This is a genomic window from Nonomuraea bangladeshensis (genome assembly GCF_039529455.1).
GTDB classification, from domain to species: domain Bacteria; phylum Actinomycetota; class Actinomycetes; order Streptosporangiales; family Streptosporangiaceae; genus Nonomuraea; species Nonomuraea bangladeshensis.
The window spans coordinates 251,427-266,761 of sequence record NZ_BAAAMV010000005.1; the positions used below are offsets into that span (position 1 = coordinate 251,427).

Sequence of the window (15,335 nt, forward strand, 5' to 3'; positions counted from 1 at the left end):
TCTGGCCCAAGCGCCTCCTCGACGGATCCGTGCTCAGTCAGCACCCGGGCGGACGATCATCAGGACGACGACGGCGGGCCAGAGCAGGTTGTAGATCCCGGCGAGCATGGACAGCCTGCGCAGAGACCCGGCGTCGCCCGGCTCGGCCAGCGCGGCCCGCTGCCGGGGGTAGATCTGCAAGGCGAGCAGACCGCCCGCGGCGGCGGTCAGGAGCATGGAGACATTGACCCAGATCTCGCCCATCCGCCCCTGGACCAGGGCCAGCACGACGCCGACGACGGGTACGACGATGCCGAAGAGGCTGTAGCCGCGGGTGATGCGGTGCATCGCCAGAGCCACGGCCCGATTGCGGTCCGGCTCGACCTGAGGCGACGCGGCCTCAGGTACGCCTCCGGCGGGAACTCCGGCCGCGATGGGCGCGTAACGGGGGAACAGGCTGGCCGCGACGGCCGAACCTCCGACGAACACGATGCCCGCCAGCACGTGCACCGACAACAAAAGCGCTTCCACAGGCTCTCCTCCCCGACCTTCAGGCAGCCTGAAGCCTACCGCATCCTTCAGTCTCCTTGAAGGTCGTGCGGGCAGCCTCGGGCCAGGCCTGGATGCGGGGCGGGCCGCGACCGGCCCAGGAATCAGGTGGGGTCGCCGCCGGAGAAGGCGGCGCGGACGGCGTCGGCGATCTGCCGCTGGATCGGGTCCGCGTCCGGGCCGAACAGCCGCTCGTCGACGCCGCTCACCGCCTCCTTCGCCGCGTTGAGGAGCCGCGCGCCCTCCGGCGTCACCTCGATCGCGGACGCCGAGCCGGCCCGGGCGGTGTTGTCGCGCACCAGCCCGGCCCCGGCCAGCGTCTTGACGGCCGCGTGAACGCTCTGAACCGTGGTCCCGGACATGCGCGCCAGATCGCTGAACGAGACGCCCGGCACACCGGCGATGTGTCCGAGCAGCCCCAGCCTGCTCACCGTGAGGTCGAGCGGGGAGAGGGCGGCATTGAGCTCGGTCTCGATCCGGCGGGCCAGCGTGAGCAGGATGATGGAGGGGCTGGTCACGGGCGCGTCGGGACGGTCGTCGGTCACCTGCCCAGTCTCCCGTACGCCCGCCCCACCCTGCGAGCTCCGGGAAGGCCCACGAGTCCTCGGGACTCGACAAGTGCGGCTGGAGTACCGACGAACGCCACTTACTCGGGACCGGTCACCACGGGCTCATCCCGGTGCGCAGGTAGTAGGTAACGACGCTCAGGATGCGTTCCCGCTCGCGGTCGCCGTTGTCCTCGCGGAGATGGGTCTCTCCGGCGGCCTCGACGGTCTCTCGCGCGACCTCGGCGAGGTCGGCGCCGGGCCGCAGCGCGTAGATCAGCGCCTGCACGGCCCGTTCCTTCAGCAGCAGGCGGCCGTGCTCGGTGTCGTGCCCCGGAGTCGCACCGGGAACGCCGCGAGCTTCGGAGCGGTACCGGTCGCGCAGGCGGAAGAGGCGAGTGCGGGTCTCCTGGGCCGTGTCGCCTCGGTCGCCGGCGGCGATGAAGCGCATAGCCTCCTCGATCGACGGGCCCTCCAGGCCGGTGGTGACGACGGCCAGTTCGGCGGCGAGAAGGATGATCTCCGGCAGCCTGGCGGGCGTCGGGTCGGCGGCGATCGCCCCGATGCGCGGATCGCGGTCGGCGACGGCCCGCATGTCCGCGTCCAGCAGGTCCGCGGGCGTCACGGGGCGGGGCGGCAGCGGGTGCAACTGGACGCACAGGTGTTCCCGCCGCAGCCAGGAGCCGTCCACGCGCGCTCCGGACAGTTCCTCCCCGACGGCCAGCGCCGCGCCGAACCAGTGCCGCCGCCACTGCTCCTCCGACACCGGGAGCCCGGCCAGCCAGTCACGGCCGGACGCGGGGGCGACGCCTGCCAGGTCGGCGGGCTCGAAGGTGGCGACCAGCTCGCCCCGGACCACGTACGTGACGCTCGCCAGGCCGTTCACGGTCCACCCCACGCTGTACGCCTCGCCGCCGGCCGCCAGGTCGCGCAGCGTCCGCAGGCTCATGCCCCGCGCGTTGAAGAGTTCCATGACGACCGTCCACGCTCCGTGCCGAGCGGCCAGCATGATGCCGTCGGCGTCCTCGGCCAGGTCGTCGTAGGCTTCGCCTTCGGCGTCCGCCCAGGTGGCGGGGTGGGCGGTGGCCGGGTCGCCGCCGAAACCACGTACCAGGCCGGCGAACGCCTCGTCGGACGTACCGGTTCCGATCCAGGTCAGGCAGCCGTGATCGGGGAACTGGTGCTGGGCGCGTTCGTAGGCGCTGAGTGAAACGTCCATGGTGGCTTCCGGTTCGGGGAGACTGCGAAGATCTTGCACTCCAACCATCTGACGTGACGGAGTTGCATGTCATGAGCACCGGGAAGCCTGCGGGCTCTGAGGTGTATCGCTACTACCAGCGCTTACTCAAGGATCATTGGCTGGGAACGGGCATTTGCTGGACCGTTGTCGTTCCTGACGACGGAAAGCCGCTCACACTCACCGAGATTGGCGACCGGGTGAGTGGCGGCGCAAGTCACGAGGTCCATGAGGTGTCCCGCTTTGAGGACGACTACTCCGACGAAGGTGCCTGGGCTGTGCTGGTGGGCCAGTCCGGCTCGGTGACCGAGTTGTTCGAATACAACGGGTTTCACGGGGTTCATCCTCCGGTACTGTCGCGTCTCAGCGCCGGTGCCCGCGCTTACAGCGTCTACTGGAACGTGAACGCCAACAACCGCATCGGCTTCGCCGTCGACGGAGAGATGCTGCTCACGGTCGATGCCATGTACCCGGAGGAGTGGGTGCACGAGGCGAATCTCGCACGTTGGCCAGAGCTGGCGGTCATGGCGCCACACTTCAGGTGGAGGAGGGGCAAGAGCTGGAGAGCGGCATCACTGGCGACGGTGGAGCTCACCACGGGGGCCAGGTTGAGCTTGGAGTGGCTTGAGCAGGAGCGTCCGTATCTCGCTGCGGTGGACTGAGAAGCGGCGGCTGCGCAGCCCAGCCACGAGACCCCGGGGCAGGCCTGACGGACGCAGGCTCCGCGCACAGGGGTCTCCGAGAGGTCATCGAGGTGCGGTCAGGAGGCGGGAGCCGGTGGCCGTCAGGCCGACCGCCTGCAGGGCGGCGCCCGCGACCTCGAACCACTCGCTGCCCACCACCAGTCCGGTCAGGTGGAGCGGAGGCCAGGCGAGGACCGCGGCGGCCGTCCAGAGCGGGACCCTGCGGCTGCGGAGGAGGACCAGGCCGAGCAGCAGCGTCCCGACCAGGTTGCCGAGCACGAAGAGGAGGAACACCCACAGGGTCGAGGCGTCGCTCTGGCTGTTGTCGAGGACGATCGCGTAGTCCTGGACGGGGCCGCCGTGCTCGGCCATGGCGACGTCGGTGATCCCGCTGAGGGCGATCCCGAAGTAGCAGATGTATCCACCGGCCGTCAGCACCGTACCGATGAAAGCGAGTCCCGGGCTCCGGTCCGCCACGAGCCGCTTGACGCCGAGAGCCGCCGGGACCATGAGCATGCTCGCCAGCATCGCGGCGACGGTGGCGAGGCGGTACAGGCCGGGGTGGGCCGCGGCCAGGGCCGGCGCCTCCGCGCCGCTGCTGTCGCTCCCCCCGGACCGGCGACCCTCTTGCGTCGCTCAGCGCGCGGGAGCGCGAGGTGCTGGCGCTGATGGCGGAGGGCCGTACGAACGTCGGCATCGCCCGGCGCCTCTGGCTGACCGACCGGACGGTGGAGACCCATGTCAGCTCGATCCTCGCCAAGCTCGGCCTGGCGAACTCGGAGGAGGACCACCGCCGCGTCCTGGCCGTCCTCCTCTACCTCAACCGCCCCTGAACGCGTACTATCGTGACTGCTATGGAAAACCTCCCCTCGCCCAGGGACCCTCAGCCGTCACACCTCCGCGCCTCGGACAACAACCGGGAGCAGATCGCCGCCGTGCTCGGCGAAGCCATGAGCACCGGCCAGCTGAGCCACGAGGAGTACTCCGAACGCCTGGACAAGGTCTACCTGGCCAAGACCGTGGGAGAGCTCCAGCTCCTCACCCATGACCTCCAGGCCGACCAGCGCCACCCGGTGGCCCCCAGCCTGGTCTCCAACCCGCCGGCCACGGAGTCCGCGCCCGAGAACGTCATCGCCGTCTTCGGCGGCAGCGAGCGCAAGGGCCGCTGGCGGGTACGGCGCCGGACCACCGGGCTGGCCCTCTTCGGTGGCGTGCGGCTCGACCTGACCGATGCCGAGTTCGAGGCGAGGGAGGTCGAGATCAGGATCAACGCGATCTTCGGAGGGGCCGAGATCATCGTGCCCGAGGGGATGGAGGTGCGCAGCGAGGGCATCGGGATCTTCGGCGGCTTCGACGTACACGGCAGCGCGGACGTCGATCCGTCGGCGCCGGTGCTGGTGGTGAAGGGCCTGGCACTGTTCGGCGGGGTGAGCGGCAAGCCACGCCACCGGCGCAAGCGCTGATCAGCCCGCCCGCCAGAGGGCGGCGTGGGAGACCTCGAAGGCGTCCTTCTCCTCCGAGGTCACCGAACCCACGGCGTAGACCTGGCTCGTACCGGGCCGCCGGGCCAGAGAGCTGACCTTCGCCGCGTACCCGGCCGGCGCGGGCACCCGGTGCCGGGTCCAGCGCCCGTCGGACAGATGCCAGAGCAGGTCGCCGCGGCCGAGCACCCACAGGCCGCCCCTGCCGTCGGGCTCCGCCTGGCCGAACCTGGCCATCCGCCCAGCAGGACGCCCCGCGGTCGACCCCAGCGGGCCCCAGTGGCAGGTCCACGACCTCCCGTCCCAGTGCAGGGCCACCGGGCGGCCCCTTTCCAGTGGCTCGCCCTCGTCGTCGTACTCGTGCTCCATCAGCCACGAGACCCCGCCCACGGCCCAGACGTCATCGGGACCGATCACGGCGACGTCCCGGAGCACGCTGCCCGACACCTCGTGGTCCGGCGTCTCGAGCACGGGCACCCCGATCAGGCGCCACCCCGCCTGCTCCCAGCGCATCGCCACCGGCTGCCCGCTGTGCTCCCCGGTCACCGCCCAGACCTGCTCGCCCTCCGCGCCGAGCGCGCCCGCCCGCGCGGGCAGCTGATGGCGGTGCCATTCCCGCCCCGTCCACAGCAGCCCCACCTGCCCGTTCACCGCCCACGTACGGTCCGCTCCGAGGGATCGCGCGGAGGTGTAGGCCCACCCGATCGCATCGGCCGCCGGCTTCGCCAGCGCCTCCGAACGCCACCGGCCGCCCTCGTACGTGCCGATGAACCCGACCGTGTCCGCCCCCTTCCTGTCACTGGACTGACCGAACACCCAGGCTCGATCCGCCGAGGCCGCGGCGAGCGCCACGATCGACTGCCCACCACGACGGGGAAGGGAAGGAACCTCGAACGCCTGCCACGCGCCGCCATCCCGACGACGCACCCCTCCGCGCTCCTTGTCCCCCCAGAAGGTGGTCCAGAGCGCACCGTCCGCGGCCACGGCGAGCAGGCCCATGGATCCACGGGCCCGATCGACCCAGAGCGTACGCCACGCCGTCGCGACCTCGGACGCACGCAGATCATCGCGCCCCTCCGGCGGCAACGCGCACCTCGCCGGCCGAGCCGGCAACGCCTGAAGCTCCGCAACCCCGACCGGACGCGGCGAGATCACGTCGCCGACGCGGTCAGGCGAGTGCGTACGCCCGACAGGGCCCGCATCGGGACTCCACGCACAACCGGCGGCTACGACCACCACCAGCACGGCCAGCACCCGACCCGCCGCTCTCATGCCGGGAGTCTCGCACGCCGAAGCTTTTGCCGGCCACGTCTGCTGTCACCGCAGCTCTAGTGACTACCAGCCCTGATGCAGATCGTTCGGCCTCCGATTCCACCACCATCGGTCCCCGTTCCCCTCTGCGAGGGCCGCCAGTACCGCGCAAGCTCAGCGGTACGGATCATTTGGCGATCGTCGGGAGTGAGACTCCCGGCCAGAGCCTCCGCCTCACTCTCACTACGCGCGCTGTGAGGCGCGGTCATCAGGCTCAGGCTACGGGAGCACGCGGGTTGATCCGCACCTCCAGATCGGCGTCCAGAGCCTTGGCCAGTCGCTCGAGGACCGGCAGCGTTCCGCAAAGCCCTCCCGGGGGAGAACAACGATGGATGAACTCGACGCACTCCGGCAGATGCGGACGACGCTGGCCCAGGAGGAGGCCCCGGACCAGCTCGCCCTGCGTGCCAACTGGCGCTCTGATCCTCCCCGACGTTCCCGCCGCAGCTTCAGAGTTCCGATGATGAGCATGATGGCGACGACCGCACTGGTCGCGGCGACCCTGGCCACCATCTCTCTGACGTCGGACCGGGACCAGCCGGTCCGTTTCGGCGAGAACGGAAGCCCTCAGGCCCCGGGCAACGCCCTGCTGGTGGCCGCCGCCAACGTTCAGGAAGGGCCGACCGGCAAGTACTGGCACACCACCCGTATCGCCGGGAAGATCTACGCGGTCGGCGAGAACGCGGCGGACCACTACAAGGTCGAGTCGAGGATGCAGTACGACGACTGGACCGATCAGCGCGGCAAGTCATGCTTCGCCGTCCAGGACTTGCCTGCCCGCCCGTGGACCGCCCGCGACAGGCAGAAATGGCGGAAAGCGGGAGCTCCCATGAAGGTGCAGGTGGCGACCGCGGACGGGCCGGGCACCCTGTTCTTCGAAACTCCGAAAAGCAGGCAACCGTGCCGCAGGGTGGACGATCGACGATTCTTCGGCATGACACCGCAACAGCTGGCCGCGCTGCCGACCCAGCCCGAACAGTTGGAGAACGCGCTGCTGGATCTCAAAGGCAATTGGGAGGCGTACGCTCCGGTCGTCACGAGGCAGCCGATGCGGGCCCTGCACGGTGAGAAGCGCGTCCGAGCGCTGAGTGATGTGGCCGGCACCTTGCTGGCCGAGGCGCTCGTCCCGCCGGCGGTACGGGCGGCCGCGTTCCGGATGCTCGCCACCCTGCCCGGCGTCAAGGTCGAGAGCAGGACGACCGACCCGTTGGGCCGTCCTGGAGTGGTGATTGCCCTGCCGTTGGAGACGACCGTCCCCCTCGGCCTCTTCACCGCACCCAAGCAGCTCGGTACCTACCGACGCCAGTGGATCATCGACCCTGACAACGGAACACTGCTGGCCATGCGCGATCTCGTGGCGACGCCGCCGCACGGCTCCCGCGATCTCCCCCCGGGAGACGACGGCAAGCCCCGCCGCCTGACGACCGAGAGTCAGCCAGACCGTTTTCACGAGCCCGGCGAGGTGTCGGAGTACGAAACTTATGAGGTCGCCGAATGGACCGACGAGGCGCCGAGCTGAAATATCCGGAGGTCTCACAGTCCGCAGCTCGCTCAGGCCTTGCGGAGCCCGGCGAACTGCAGGCCGGTGAAGCCCGCCACCACTGCCGCCTGGACGACCACGAAGGCCGTGCCCAGACCGGTCAGCGGGAACCATCCGGCGATCAGCATCTCCGCGCTGGCCGCCACCCAGGCCACGTTGACCACCATCACCGCGATCACCGCCGCCCTGTTCACCACCGGACGCGCCGCAAGGTGGAGGAGGGTCGCGGCGAAGGCGACCAGGAACGCGCCGGCCGGCACGAGGAACGCGGCGGGCAGGCCGAACATCGAGCCGAAGATCGCTGCGACCGCCAGGAAGACGAGGCCGTTGGCGCCCGACCCGATGGCGTCCTGCTTGAGCGCGAACCGCAGCAGCTTGGCCCCGGTGTCGGAGTCGGCGGCAGTAGTGGGCGCGGTGGCGTGAGCGGCCATGATCAGATCCTTTCGTGCGGGACGCTGTCGTCCCTGTGCCGACGAAATTACGCAGGCCGACGCCGCGCCGAATCTGTCATCGTGACGGTAGTGTCCGGTCACGCTCCCCCGCTCGCACTGCCAGGCCGGAGCTATGTCCGCGTTCCGCTAGATTTCGGCCATGCTGTACGGGCGGGCTGCGGAGCAGGCTCAGGTGGATCGGCTGCTGGCGAACGCGCGTTCCGGGCGCAGTAGCGCATTGGTGGTACGCGGCCAGCCGGGCATCGGGAAGACCGCGTTGCTCGGCCACCTGACGGAGCGGGCCGCAGGGGTGCGGGTGCTCCACGGGGTCGGCATCGAGTCCGAGGCGGAGCTGCCGTACGCCGCCCTGCATCTGCTCCTGCGTTCCGAGCTTCACCGGATCGACGTGCTGCCCGAGGCACAGGCGGCGGCGCTGCAGGGCGCGCTGGGGCTGGGGGCGGCGGCTCCGGAGAACCGGTTCCTCGTCGGGCTGGCCGTGCTCAGCCTGCTGGCCGAGGTCGCGGGCGACGGGGCGCTGCTCTGCCTGGTCGACGATGCGCAGTGGTTCGATCGGGCGTCCATCGACGCGCTGGTGTTCGTGGCGCGGCGGCTGGACGCGGAAGGCATCGCGCTGGTGTTCGCGGGCAGGGAGGAGTTCCACCCACAGGGGCTGCCCGAGCTGTGGCTGGACGGTGTGGACCGCGACGCCGCCGTCGCGCTGCTGGCCGAGTCGGCCAGGGATCTGGCGCCGCAGGTGCGTGACCGCGTCCTGGACGAGGCGGGCGGCAATCCCCTCGCGCTCATCGAGCTGCCGTCCACGCTCACCTCGGAGCAGCGGGCCGGGCAGCTGAACCCGTTCACCACCCTTCCGGTCGCCAACCGGGTGCAGCAGGCCTTCCAGCAGCAGATCAGGGCGCTGCCCGACAGGGCTCAGGCCCTGCTCGCGGTGCTCGCGGCCGACGACACAGGTGATCTCGGCATCGTGCTGCGCGCCGCGGAGTCCTTCTCCGCCGGGGTGGCGGACCTGGAAGCGGCCGAGCAGGCCAAGCTGGTCACGGTGAACGGGGCCGTGGTGGCCTTCAGGCACCCGCTCATCAGGGCCGCCGCCTACCAGAACCTGCCGTTGACGTCGCGGCTGGCCGTACGGCGTGCGCTCGCCGAGGTGCTCGACGGCGGCGAGCACGCCGACCGCAGGGCCTGGCATCTGGCCGCGGCGACGACCACGCCTGACGAGGACGTGGCGCGCGAGCTTGAGCTGGCCGCGGAGCGGGCGCGCACCCGTTCCGGCTTCGCGGCCATGGCCGCGGCCTACGAGCGGGCCGCCGAACTCACCCCCGACACCGCCAAGCGGTCGGTACGGCTGGCCGCCGCGGCCGTGGCGGCCAGCGACGCGGGCCAGCCGACCCGCGCGGGCTCGCTGGCCGACCGGGCCAGCGAGGAGATCCAGGACCCGCTGGCCCTCGCTCACCTGATCCAGGTGCGCGCCCATCGGGAGTTCGAGCAGGGCAGCCAGGCCGCGGCCGGCGAGCTCATCATCGCCGGCGCGGAGCGGGTCGCCAGGCTGGACGCCGAGCGCGCGGCCTACCTGATCGTGGAGGCGGTGCGCTGCGGATGGTACGCCGGTGACCCGGGCCTGGCGGAGCAGGCGGCAGGACTGCTCAGGGCCCTGCCCAAGATCGGCTCTCCGCTGGTGAGCGGCGCGCTCGGGCTGGCCGCGCTGGTCAACGGCGACCTGAAGGATGCGGTCACGCTCATGCAGGAGCTGGTGCTCGCTCCGGATCTGTCCGCGCTCCAGGTGCCAGGCATGCTCTTCATGGCCCAGCTGTGCGCGCCCGTCGGGCGCTACGGTCAGGGCGAGGCCGCCGCGGCGCGCGTCGAGGCCGAGTGCAGGGCCCACGACATGGGCGGCTGGCTGACCACCGCCGTGGAGACCCGGCTGCAGGCGCAGATGCTGCTCGGCAGGTATCGCGAGGCGGCGACCAGGCTTGAGGAGATCATCCCCGTGACCGGCGACCTGGGGCAGCGGAACGGAGCGGTCGCGCTCACCGCGCTGCTCGCCCTGGCGCGCGGCGAGCTGGGCGACGAGCAGGGTTGCCGGACGGCGGCCGCGGCCGTCTTCGAACAGGCGGAAATGCGCGGGCTCCGCACGGCCGAGGCGGTCGCGGTGGCCGGGCTCGGGCGGCTGGAGCTCGCGCTGGGCCGTCCGAAGGCGTCGCTGGAGCTCCTGGAGAGGATTTCGGCCGCCAACGCGCCGGTGTCCGTCTTCGTCGCCCCTGACCGGATCGAGGCCGCCGTCAAGGCCAGGGAGCCCGAGCGGGCGCGCGAGCCCCTGGCGTACTACCTGAACTGGGCGGCCGGCGTCGGCGTGCCGTCCGCCGACGCGGTCGTCCTGCGCTGCCGCGCCCTCGTCGAGAATGACGAGGACCTGTACGAGGAGGCCCTGCGGGCGCACGAGCAGGGCGAGCAACCACACGAGCAGGCCCGCACCCGGCTGCTCTACGGCGAGTGGCTACGGCGGGCGCGCAAGCGGGCCGCCGCCCGCGCCCAGCTGCGCGCCGCCCTGGAGACCTTCGACCGGCTCGGCATGATGCTGTGGGCCGAGCGCGCCCGCGCCGAGCTACGCGCCACCGGCGACGTCCCCGCGGCCCCGCGTCAGGCGGACGATCCGCTCAGCGTCCTCACCACGCAGGAGAGGCAGGTGGTACGGCTGGCCGCCGCGGGCGCGTCCAACCGCGACATCGCGGCCCAGCTGTACCTCAGCCCACGCACCGTCGGCTACCACCTCTACAAGGCCTTCCCCAAGCTGGGGATCTCCTCGCGGGCGGAGCTGGCCGCGATCGCTACCTGAGCCTGCCGTACAGCTCGGTGATCTTGGCTTCGTCGGCGACGAGCGGCAGCTGGTCGAAGGTCAGGGCCCACTCGTTCGAGATGTCACCGTTGTCGCCGACCCGCTCGATGATGCCGAAGCTGACCGCGTCGGTCTGGCCCTTGGGCAGGAGCGTGCCGTGCCATTCCAAGTACGTCGCGCCGTCGACCTTGACGGCCTGGCCCGGCTGCAGCCGGACATCGCTGACCTGGTCGAAGAACCTCTTCAGGTAGGCGAGCTTGCCCTGCCTGGTGCGCAGCGTGCCGCCGTTCAGGCCAGGGGCGGACAGCGGCGCGCCGGTGAGCCGTTCCACCAGTGCCTCCGCGTTCTCGCCGTTCCATGCCTCGGCACGGGCGACGAGCTCATCGGGGCCGAGGACCGGCTTACGGCCCTGGTCGGGGGTGCTGCCGTCGGCGACGCCGGCGAACAGGTCGGGCAACCCGGGGTCGAGCGGCTTGAACCAGGTGTGCCGGTCGTAGTAGCGACGGCCCTGGTCGACCTTGCCACCGTCGGTCAGCTGGACCCGGTAGACCGCAGGGTAGGTGACCTCGTGTCCCTTGATCGTGGCCTCGTTGTGCGCTTCGAACATGACGGCGGGACCGTTCACGGCGATGCGCGTGCCGCGGAAGCGGAAGTCGGGGACCAGGCTGAGCGATCCGCTCATCGACTTTCTGATGGCCTCCTCACCTTGGATCAGCGGCGCGCTCGCCTTCGCCGGCTCCCACAGCGTCGCGTCCTTGGCCCAGATCTCGGCGTAGGCATCCACCCGGTCGGGGGTGGTGACCTTGCCGAACGTGATCTGCCGCTTGATGAAAGTGCAGGCGTTGGGCGAGACCCAGCCGCTGATGGAGGTGACCTCCGACCGCGCCTCCGCGCAGCCCACCGTTCTGTCCCAGCCTCCCCCGGTCGCCTGCGCCGGCCCCGTGATCGTGCAGAGCGCCAGCACCGCCCCGACTGCGAGGCCCACCCCCGCAACCCGCGTTCCCTTCATGACCTGCCCCTTTCGATGTTCTTTCAGGTGCCACCGAAATTAGGCCGATCCTCTTCACGGCAAATCTGTCAACATGACGGTAGTCAGACGCACGGCACCAGGTAGGTCATGGAAGCGCCATCGAGTCCGACTGTCTTCGCCCTCACGGAAGCCGGTCCTCGCGCGCCATCCCGACCGTGGAGATCAGTCGGTCTGCGAGCCAATACGACCTCCCACCAGCCGGATTCGGCTGAGACGGTGTTCCTCCAGGGAACGCCGGTACTTGAAGTCCAGGCCGTAGGCCTCATCCGCGGTGACCCATGACACCGACACCCCTGCCTGTAACGCGCGCTCCACCGCGTACTCGCGCAGGTCGAGGCATGGCCATCAGCGGTGCAGCCGCGCTGCGAGTCCGTCGAGGACGATGTCGAGGTGCCGCGCGAACCGTGCGTGGCGGTCATCGGGCAGGCGACCCACGGCTTTGATCAGGTCGGCCCCCTCGCCCAGCCAAGCATCGCGACCGGCGGCTGAGTATCGACCTGGGGAAGCCTCGTCCGACTGCACTCGCTCCTGTTCCTCGATGACGAACCCGACGACGAACGCGGTGACCACATCGATGGCATCGTCGGCATCGACGAGGGTGAATCCGGCCGCCACGAAGCGCGCGAGCCAGGTTTCCTTTGCTTTCACCACGTCCGGGTCCGACAAGCGCGTGCCGCTGAAGATGCGAGCCCCGTCCCGATGGCGCAGGTATTCCATGCGCAGGATGCGGCCGTAGTCGGCGAGGTTGGCCCGCCAGCCGGCGCCGGGCGGGATCTCCGACAACGCGTCCGTCACGCGGCGCATCACGAACGTGCTCATCTCGTCGAGCAGTTCCTGTTTGTTGCGGACGTGCCAGTACAGCGCGGGTGCTTGCACATCGAGCCGCGCAGCGAGCGCACGGACAGTGAGTGCGTCCATGCCCTTCTCGTCGAGCAGCTCGAGCGCTGCCGCCACGATCCGCTCCTTGTTGATGCCCTTTGCCACGGTTGACACCTTAACAAAGTTCAGGCACGCTTGCTCCAGGCGAGTTGAACTTAGTTAAGGAACTGCGGCCATGCGGCTCCCGGAGGTGACGGAGCGGCTGCCTGCCAAGCGTTATGAGCCTCGCCTCCGTCATCGGAACAACCAGCCAGATCAGGAAGAGGGGAACACCATGCAGAAGCGTGCGTTGGTCGTCGGTCTGGGAATCGCGGGAATGTCCGCGGCGATCGGGCTGCGCCGAGCGGGATGGACGCCCGTGATCATCGAGCGGGCCGCCGAGCGTCGAACTGGGGGCTACTTCATCTTCCTGTTCCCGGAGGGCCGACAGGCCGCTGCCGACCTGGGCATCGCCGACCACCTGCACACCCGCAACCCGGCATGGAAGGAGGGCGGGAACACTTGGGCGCTGGATCGTCGCGGCAATCCGAAGCCGGAACTGGGGTTCCTGGACCAGCCTGGTCCGGCGGCGGTGTTACGTGGCGACATCGAGGCCGCGCTGTGGCAGAGCATCACCGACGATGGTGTTGAGGACCCGGTCGAGGTGCGGTTCGCCACCACCCCGATCGAGATCATCCAGAGCGGCGACGGAGTACAGGTCCTGCTCGAAGACGCCGGTTCCGGCGCGCAGCACCGCGAGACGTTCGATCTTGTCGTCGGAGCGGACGGGCTGCGCTCGACCGTGCGCCGGATGGTGTTCGGCCCGGACGAGGATTACCTGACGGATTGGAACGCGATCGTGTGCGCCTTCCAACTCAAGGAGCACGTGCCCTCGTTCGCTCCGACCGACACCGTCGTCGTCCCGCGCGCCGGGCGCGCGGCGTGGGTGTTCGGGTTCGCTGATCACGCGCCCACGACGCTGCTGACGTACCGGACCGATGACATCCAGAAGCAGTTCAGCGGGCCGCGGATCGAGCAGCTACGGTCGGTCTACTCGGGAATGGACGACCCGGTGGTGCGCCACATCCTGGACTCCCTGGAGGATGCCCCCGACGTCCTGTTCGACTCGGTTCACCAGGTGAAGATGCCGCGGTGGAGTTCGGGCCGGGTGGTCCTGCTCGGTGACGCGGCGTGGTGCCTGACCACCTACTCGGGTATGGGCGCTTCGGCCTCGCTGTGTGGCGGCGCTGCTCTCGGCAAGGCCGTGCAGGAGCACCCCGACGATCTCGACGACGCTCTGAACGCGTGGGAGACCGGGCTTCGTCCGTTCATCACCGAGCAGCAGCGCACCGCGAAAATCAAGCAGCAGAGGTTCGTCCCTTCGAGCAAGCCGGCAGCGGCGTTGCGCGCGCTCGTCCTCGGTGTTGCCCGCAGGATCGTTCACCGGCGGCTCGTCGCCGAGTCGTCTGAACGTCCGGCTCCGGTCGTGTCCGGCACGGCTCGGTGACGACATCCACTGCGGGAGGCCGGTCCCGGAGAGGCAGCCACGGCGACGGCTGATGTTCCGCATCCTCACGTTGATCGCAGTAGTCGCATTTCATCTGCGTGCTGGCTGGGCGGGTTCTGGCCGTGGGCGTCGACGACGCCTTGCCGGCGAAGAAGTCCGGTCAGCAGCCAGTTGTCCGGCCAGCGACCGAGGCTTCCTGATCGGGGAACAGCCGTCACTCGTCGGCGGGCCCTGCGATGGCCCATCGGATCGCTACCCGTTGCGGCCGTCAGCCGCTGACCCGAAGGAACCTTCGTGATCACCAAGTCCATCGCCCGCGGATTCGGCTTTGCCGTGCTGACCGCCACCGGCGGCGCCGGCCTACTCAACGCCCTGATCGCGCTCGCCGCGCAGGCTCTCGGTGCGGACTCTGCTGTCGTTCCAGGTCTGACCCCACCTGCCTACCTTTCGTTGACCCTGATCGGCGTCATCCTGGGTGCTACGGGATGGACGATCGTGCGCCGCTTCGCCGAAGACCCCGCCAGGATGCTGTCCTGGCTGGTGCCGCTGGTCATGGTCATCTCACTGATCCCCGATGTGCTGATCGCGCTGTCCCTGGATTCGGTCGGCGGCATCGCCTTGGGCCTCATGCATTTCGCAGTCCTCTTCGTCGCTCTTGCGACCTTCCGGCGCTTCCTGCCCCTGCCCGAGACCCGGTGACGTCGGCTCCCCGCAACCTACGTGATGAACAAGAGGACACCATGCTTCACTACGCCGTTTCTGCCTTCTCCGTAGCGCCCCGGGAAGCGATTTGGGCGCTACTTGTCGATGCCGAGTCGTGGCCGAGGTGGTCGTCACTGGGCGACCTGGATCGAGAGCGCTCGGCAGACCTCGATCCGGCCGGCCGTGATCAGGTGGGAGCGGTTCGCGCATTCCGCAAGGGCAAGAACGTCAGCCGGGAGCAGATCACGGAACTGCAGGAGCCGGCCTTGTTCGCCTACGAGGCAGAGTTCCTGCCGATCATCCGTGACTACCGGGCCCGGGTCGAACTGAAGCCCACCGACAGTGGGACTCTCATCCATTGGCAGGGTCAGTACACCACGTCGTGGTGGTCGCGCTGGTTCGCGCAGCGCTTCTTGCAGCGCCTCGTACAGCGGTTGGCCGACGACCTCGCCGCGCACGCCGGCCAGCAGAACAGCCGTACGTGACGACAGCGATCGTGGAGAGCGGAGAGTCGCTGACGCTGCTCTTCGAAGGCATCGCGCCTCCCTCGATCTGCACGGCGGGCTGCCGGGCGCCTGATCCGGCTGCGCCGGCGATCAGCACGACCGGGCAGCTCGCCGCCCCAGGCGGTTGA

16 protein-coding genes and 1 pseudogene are annotated in these 15,335 nt (G+C 69.9%); 9 read left to right on the forward strand and 8 right to left on the reverse strand.

The features are described from left to right. Nucleotides 1-33: 33 nt before the first annotated feature. The 3 genes from ABD292_RS17030 to ABD292_RS17040 all read right to left on the reverse strand — a co-directional run bounded on the left by ABD292_RS17030 (nt 34) and on the right by ABD292_RS17040 (nt 2,292). Nucleotides 34-510, reverse strand: a complete 477-nt coding sequence (locus ABD292_RS17030) for a hypothetical protein (protein ID WP_344208230.1) — start codon at nt 508-510, stop codon at nt 34-36. A 122-nt stretch (nt 511-632) separates the two neighbouring features. Continuing rightward, nucleotides 633-1,073, reverse strand: coding sequence for a MarR family winged helix-turn-helix transcriptional regulator (locus tag ABD292_RS17035; protein WP_344208231.1), 441 nt, complete (start codon nt 1,071-1,073; stop codon nt 633-635). Nucleotides 1,074-1,188: 115 nt separating this feature from the next. Further along, nucleotides 1,189-2,292, reverse strand: coding sequence for a DUF6461 domain-containing protein (locus ABD292_RS17040; protein WP_344208232.1), 1,104 nt, complete (start codon nt 2,290-2,292; stop codon nt 1,189-1,191). Between the two features lie 71 nt (nt 2,293-2,363). On the opposite strand from ABD292_RS17040, the gene ABD292_RS17045 reads away from it, so the two are divergent. Continuing rightward, the gene (locus ABD292_RS17045; RefSeq protein WP_344208233.1) at nt 2,364-2,972 is read left to right on the forward strand and encodes a DUF6461 domain-containing protein; all 609 of its coding nucleotides are present in this window, start codon (nt 2,364-2,366) and stop codon (nt 2,970-2,972) included. Between the two features lie 84 nt (nt 2,973-3,056). On the opposite strand, the gene ABD292_RS17050 is transcribed toward ABD292_RS17045, so the two are convergent. Beyond that, nucleotides 3,057-3,569, reverse strand: a complete 513-nt coding sequence (locus tag ABD292_RS17050; RefSeq protein ID WP_344209080.1) for a DUF4386 family protein — start codon at nt 3,567-3,569, stop codon at nt 3,057-3,059. A gap of 68 nt (nt 3,570-3,637) precedes the next feature. On the opposite strand from ABD292_RS17050, the pseudogene ABD292_RS17055 reads away from it, so the two are divergent. Continuing rightward, a pseudogene (locus tag ABD292_RS17055) lies at nt 3,638-3,826 on the forward strand (response regulator transcription factor); the annotation flags it as partial. Between the two features lie 21 nt (nt 3,827-3,847). After that, nucleotides 3,848-4,456 (forward strand): DUF1707 SHOCT-like domain-containing protein, encoded by a 609-nt coding sequence (locus ABD292_RS17060; RefSeq protein ID WP_344208234.1) that lies wholly within the window; start codon nt 3,848-3,850, stop codon nt 4,454-4,456. Here ABD292_RS17060 and ABD292_RS17065 read toward each other — a convergent pair whose 3' ends face one another. Beyond that, nucleotides 4,457-5,401 (reverse strand): hypothetical protein, encoded by a 945-nt coding sequence (locus ABD292_RS17065; protein ID WP_344208235.1) that lies wholly within the window; start codon nt 5,399-5,401, stop codon nt 4,457-4,459. It lies immediately after the preceding gene. 712 nt (nt 5,402-6,113) lie between these two features. On the opposite strand from ABD292_RS17065, the gene ABD292_RS17070 reads away from it, so the two are divergent. Further along, nucleotides 6,114-7,304, forward strand: a complete 1,191-nt coding sequence (locus ABD292_RS17070; protein ID WP_344208236.1) for a CU044_5270 family protein — start codon at nt 6,114-6,116, stop codon at nt 7,302-7,304. A 32-nt stretch (nt 7,305-7,336) separates the two neighbouring features. On the opposite strand, the gene ABD292_RS17075 is transcribed toward ABD292_RS17070, so the two are convergent. Then, nucleotides 7,337-7,756 (reverse strand): hypothetical protein, encoded by a 420-nt coding sequence (locus tag ABD292_RS17075; protein ID WP_344208237.1) that lies wholly within the window; start codon nt 7,754-7,756, stop codon nt 7,337-7,339. A 160-nt stretch (nt 7,757-7,916) separates the two neighbouring features. On the opposite strand from ABD292_RS17075, the gene ABD292_RS17080 reads away from it, so the two are divergent. Beyond that, nucleotides 7,917-10,604, forward strand: a complete 2,688-nt coding sequence (locus ABD292_RS17080; protein WP_344208239.1) for an ATP-binding protein — start codon at nt 7,917-7,919, stop codon at nt 10,602-10,604. On the opposite strand, the gene ABD292_RS17085 is transcribed toward ABD292_RS17080, so the two are convergent. After that, nucleotides 10,597-11,613, reverse strand: a complete 1,017-nt coding sequence (locus tag ABD292_RS17085; protein WP_344208240.1) for a nuclear transport factor 2 family protein — start codon at nt 11,611-11,613, stop codon at nt 10,597-10,599. The genes ABD292_RS17080 and ABD292_RS17085 overlap by 8 nt on opposite strands. Nucleotides 11,614-11,979: 366 nt before the next feature. Further along, on the reverse strand, nt 11,980-12,618 hold the full coding sequence (locus ABD292_RS17090) for a TetR/AcrR family transcriptional regulator C-terminal domain-containing protein (RefSeq protein ID WP_344208241.1): 639 nt from the start codon (nt 12,616-12,618) through the stop codon (nt 11,980-11,982). 70 nt (nt 12,619-12,688) lie between these two features. Between ABD292_RS17090 and ABD292_RS17095 the strand changes: the two genes are divergently transcribed. The 4 genes from ABD292_RS17095 to ABD292_RS17110 all read left to right on the forward strand — a co-directional run bounded on the left by ABD292_RS17095 (nt 12,689) and on the right by ABD292_RS17110 (nt 15,335). Continuing rightward, complete coding sequence (locus ABD292_RS17095) at nt 12,689-13,999, forward strand: FAD-dependent monooxygenase (protein ID WP_344208242.1); 1,311 nt, start codon at nt 12,689-12,691, stop codon at nt 13,997-13,999. A 294-nt stretch (nt 14,000-14,293) separates the two neighbouring features. Continuing rightward, nucleotides 14,294-14,698, forward strand: a complete 405-nt coding sequence (locus ABD292_RS17100; RefSeq protein WP_344208244.1) for a DUF6069 family protein — start codon at nt 14,294-14,296, stop codon at nt 14,696-14,698. Between the two features lie 41 nt (nt 14,699-14,739). After that, complete coding sequence (locus ABD292_RS17105; protein WP_344208246.1) at nt 14,740-15,186, forward strand: SRPBCC family protein; 447 nt, start codon at nt 14,740-14,742, stop codon at nt 15,184-15,186. After that, nucleotides 15,183-15,335 carry a hypothetical protein gene (locus ABD292_RS17110; RefSeq protein WP_344208248.1) on the forward strand — a complete coding sequence of 51 codons (153 nt, stop codon included), beginning with the start codon at nt 15,183-15,185 and terminating at the stop codon, nt 15,333-15,335. The genes ABD292_RS17105 and ABD292_RS17110 overlap by 4 nt, the downstream gene beginning before the upstream one ends.

Excerpts from the sequence above, each read along its gene's own strand:
- ABD292_RS17045 (WP_344208233.1), top strand. The coding sequence starts at position 2,364 with ATGAGCACCGGGAAGCCTGCGGGCTCTGAGGTGTATCGCTACTACCAG.
- ABD292_RS17080 (WP_344208239.1), top strand. The coding sequence starts at position 7,917 with ATGCTGTACGGGCGGGCTGCGGAGCAGGCTCAGGTGGATCGGCTGCTG.
- ABD292_RS17105 (WP_344208246.1), top strand. The coding sequence starts at position 14,740 with ATGCTTCACTACGCCGTTTCTGCCTTCTCCGTAGCGCCCCGGGAAGCG.
- ABD292_RS17070 (WP_344208236.1), top strand. The coding sequence starts at position 6,114 with ATGGATGAACTCGACGCACTCCGGCAGATGCGGACGACGCTGGCCCAG.
- ABD292_RS17095 (WP_344208242.1), top strand. The coding sequence starts at position 12,689 with ATGCGGCTCCCGGAGGTGACGGAGCGGCTGCCTGCCAAGCGTTATGAG.
- ABD292_RS17075 (WP_344208237.1), bottom strand. The coding sequence starts at position 7,756 with ATGGCCGCTCACGCCACCGCGCCCACTACTGCCGCCGACTCCGACACC.
- ABD292_RS17040 (WP_344208232.1), bottom strand. The coding sequence starts at position 2,292 with ATGGACGTTTCACTCAGCGCCTACGAACGCGCCCAGCACCAGTTCCCC.
- ABD292_RS17085 (WP_344208240.1), bottom strand. The coding sequence starts at position 11,613 with ATGAAGGGAACGCGGGTTGCGGGGGTGGGCCTCGCAGTCGGGGCGGTG.
- ABD292_RS17060 (WP_344208234.1), top strand. The coding sequence starts at position 3,848 with ATGGAAAACCTCCCCTCGCCCAGGGACCCTCAGCCGTCACACCTCCGC.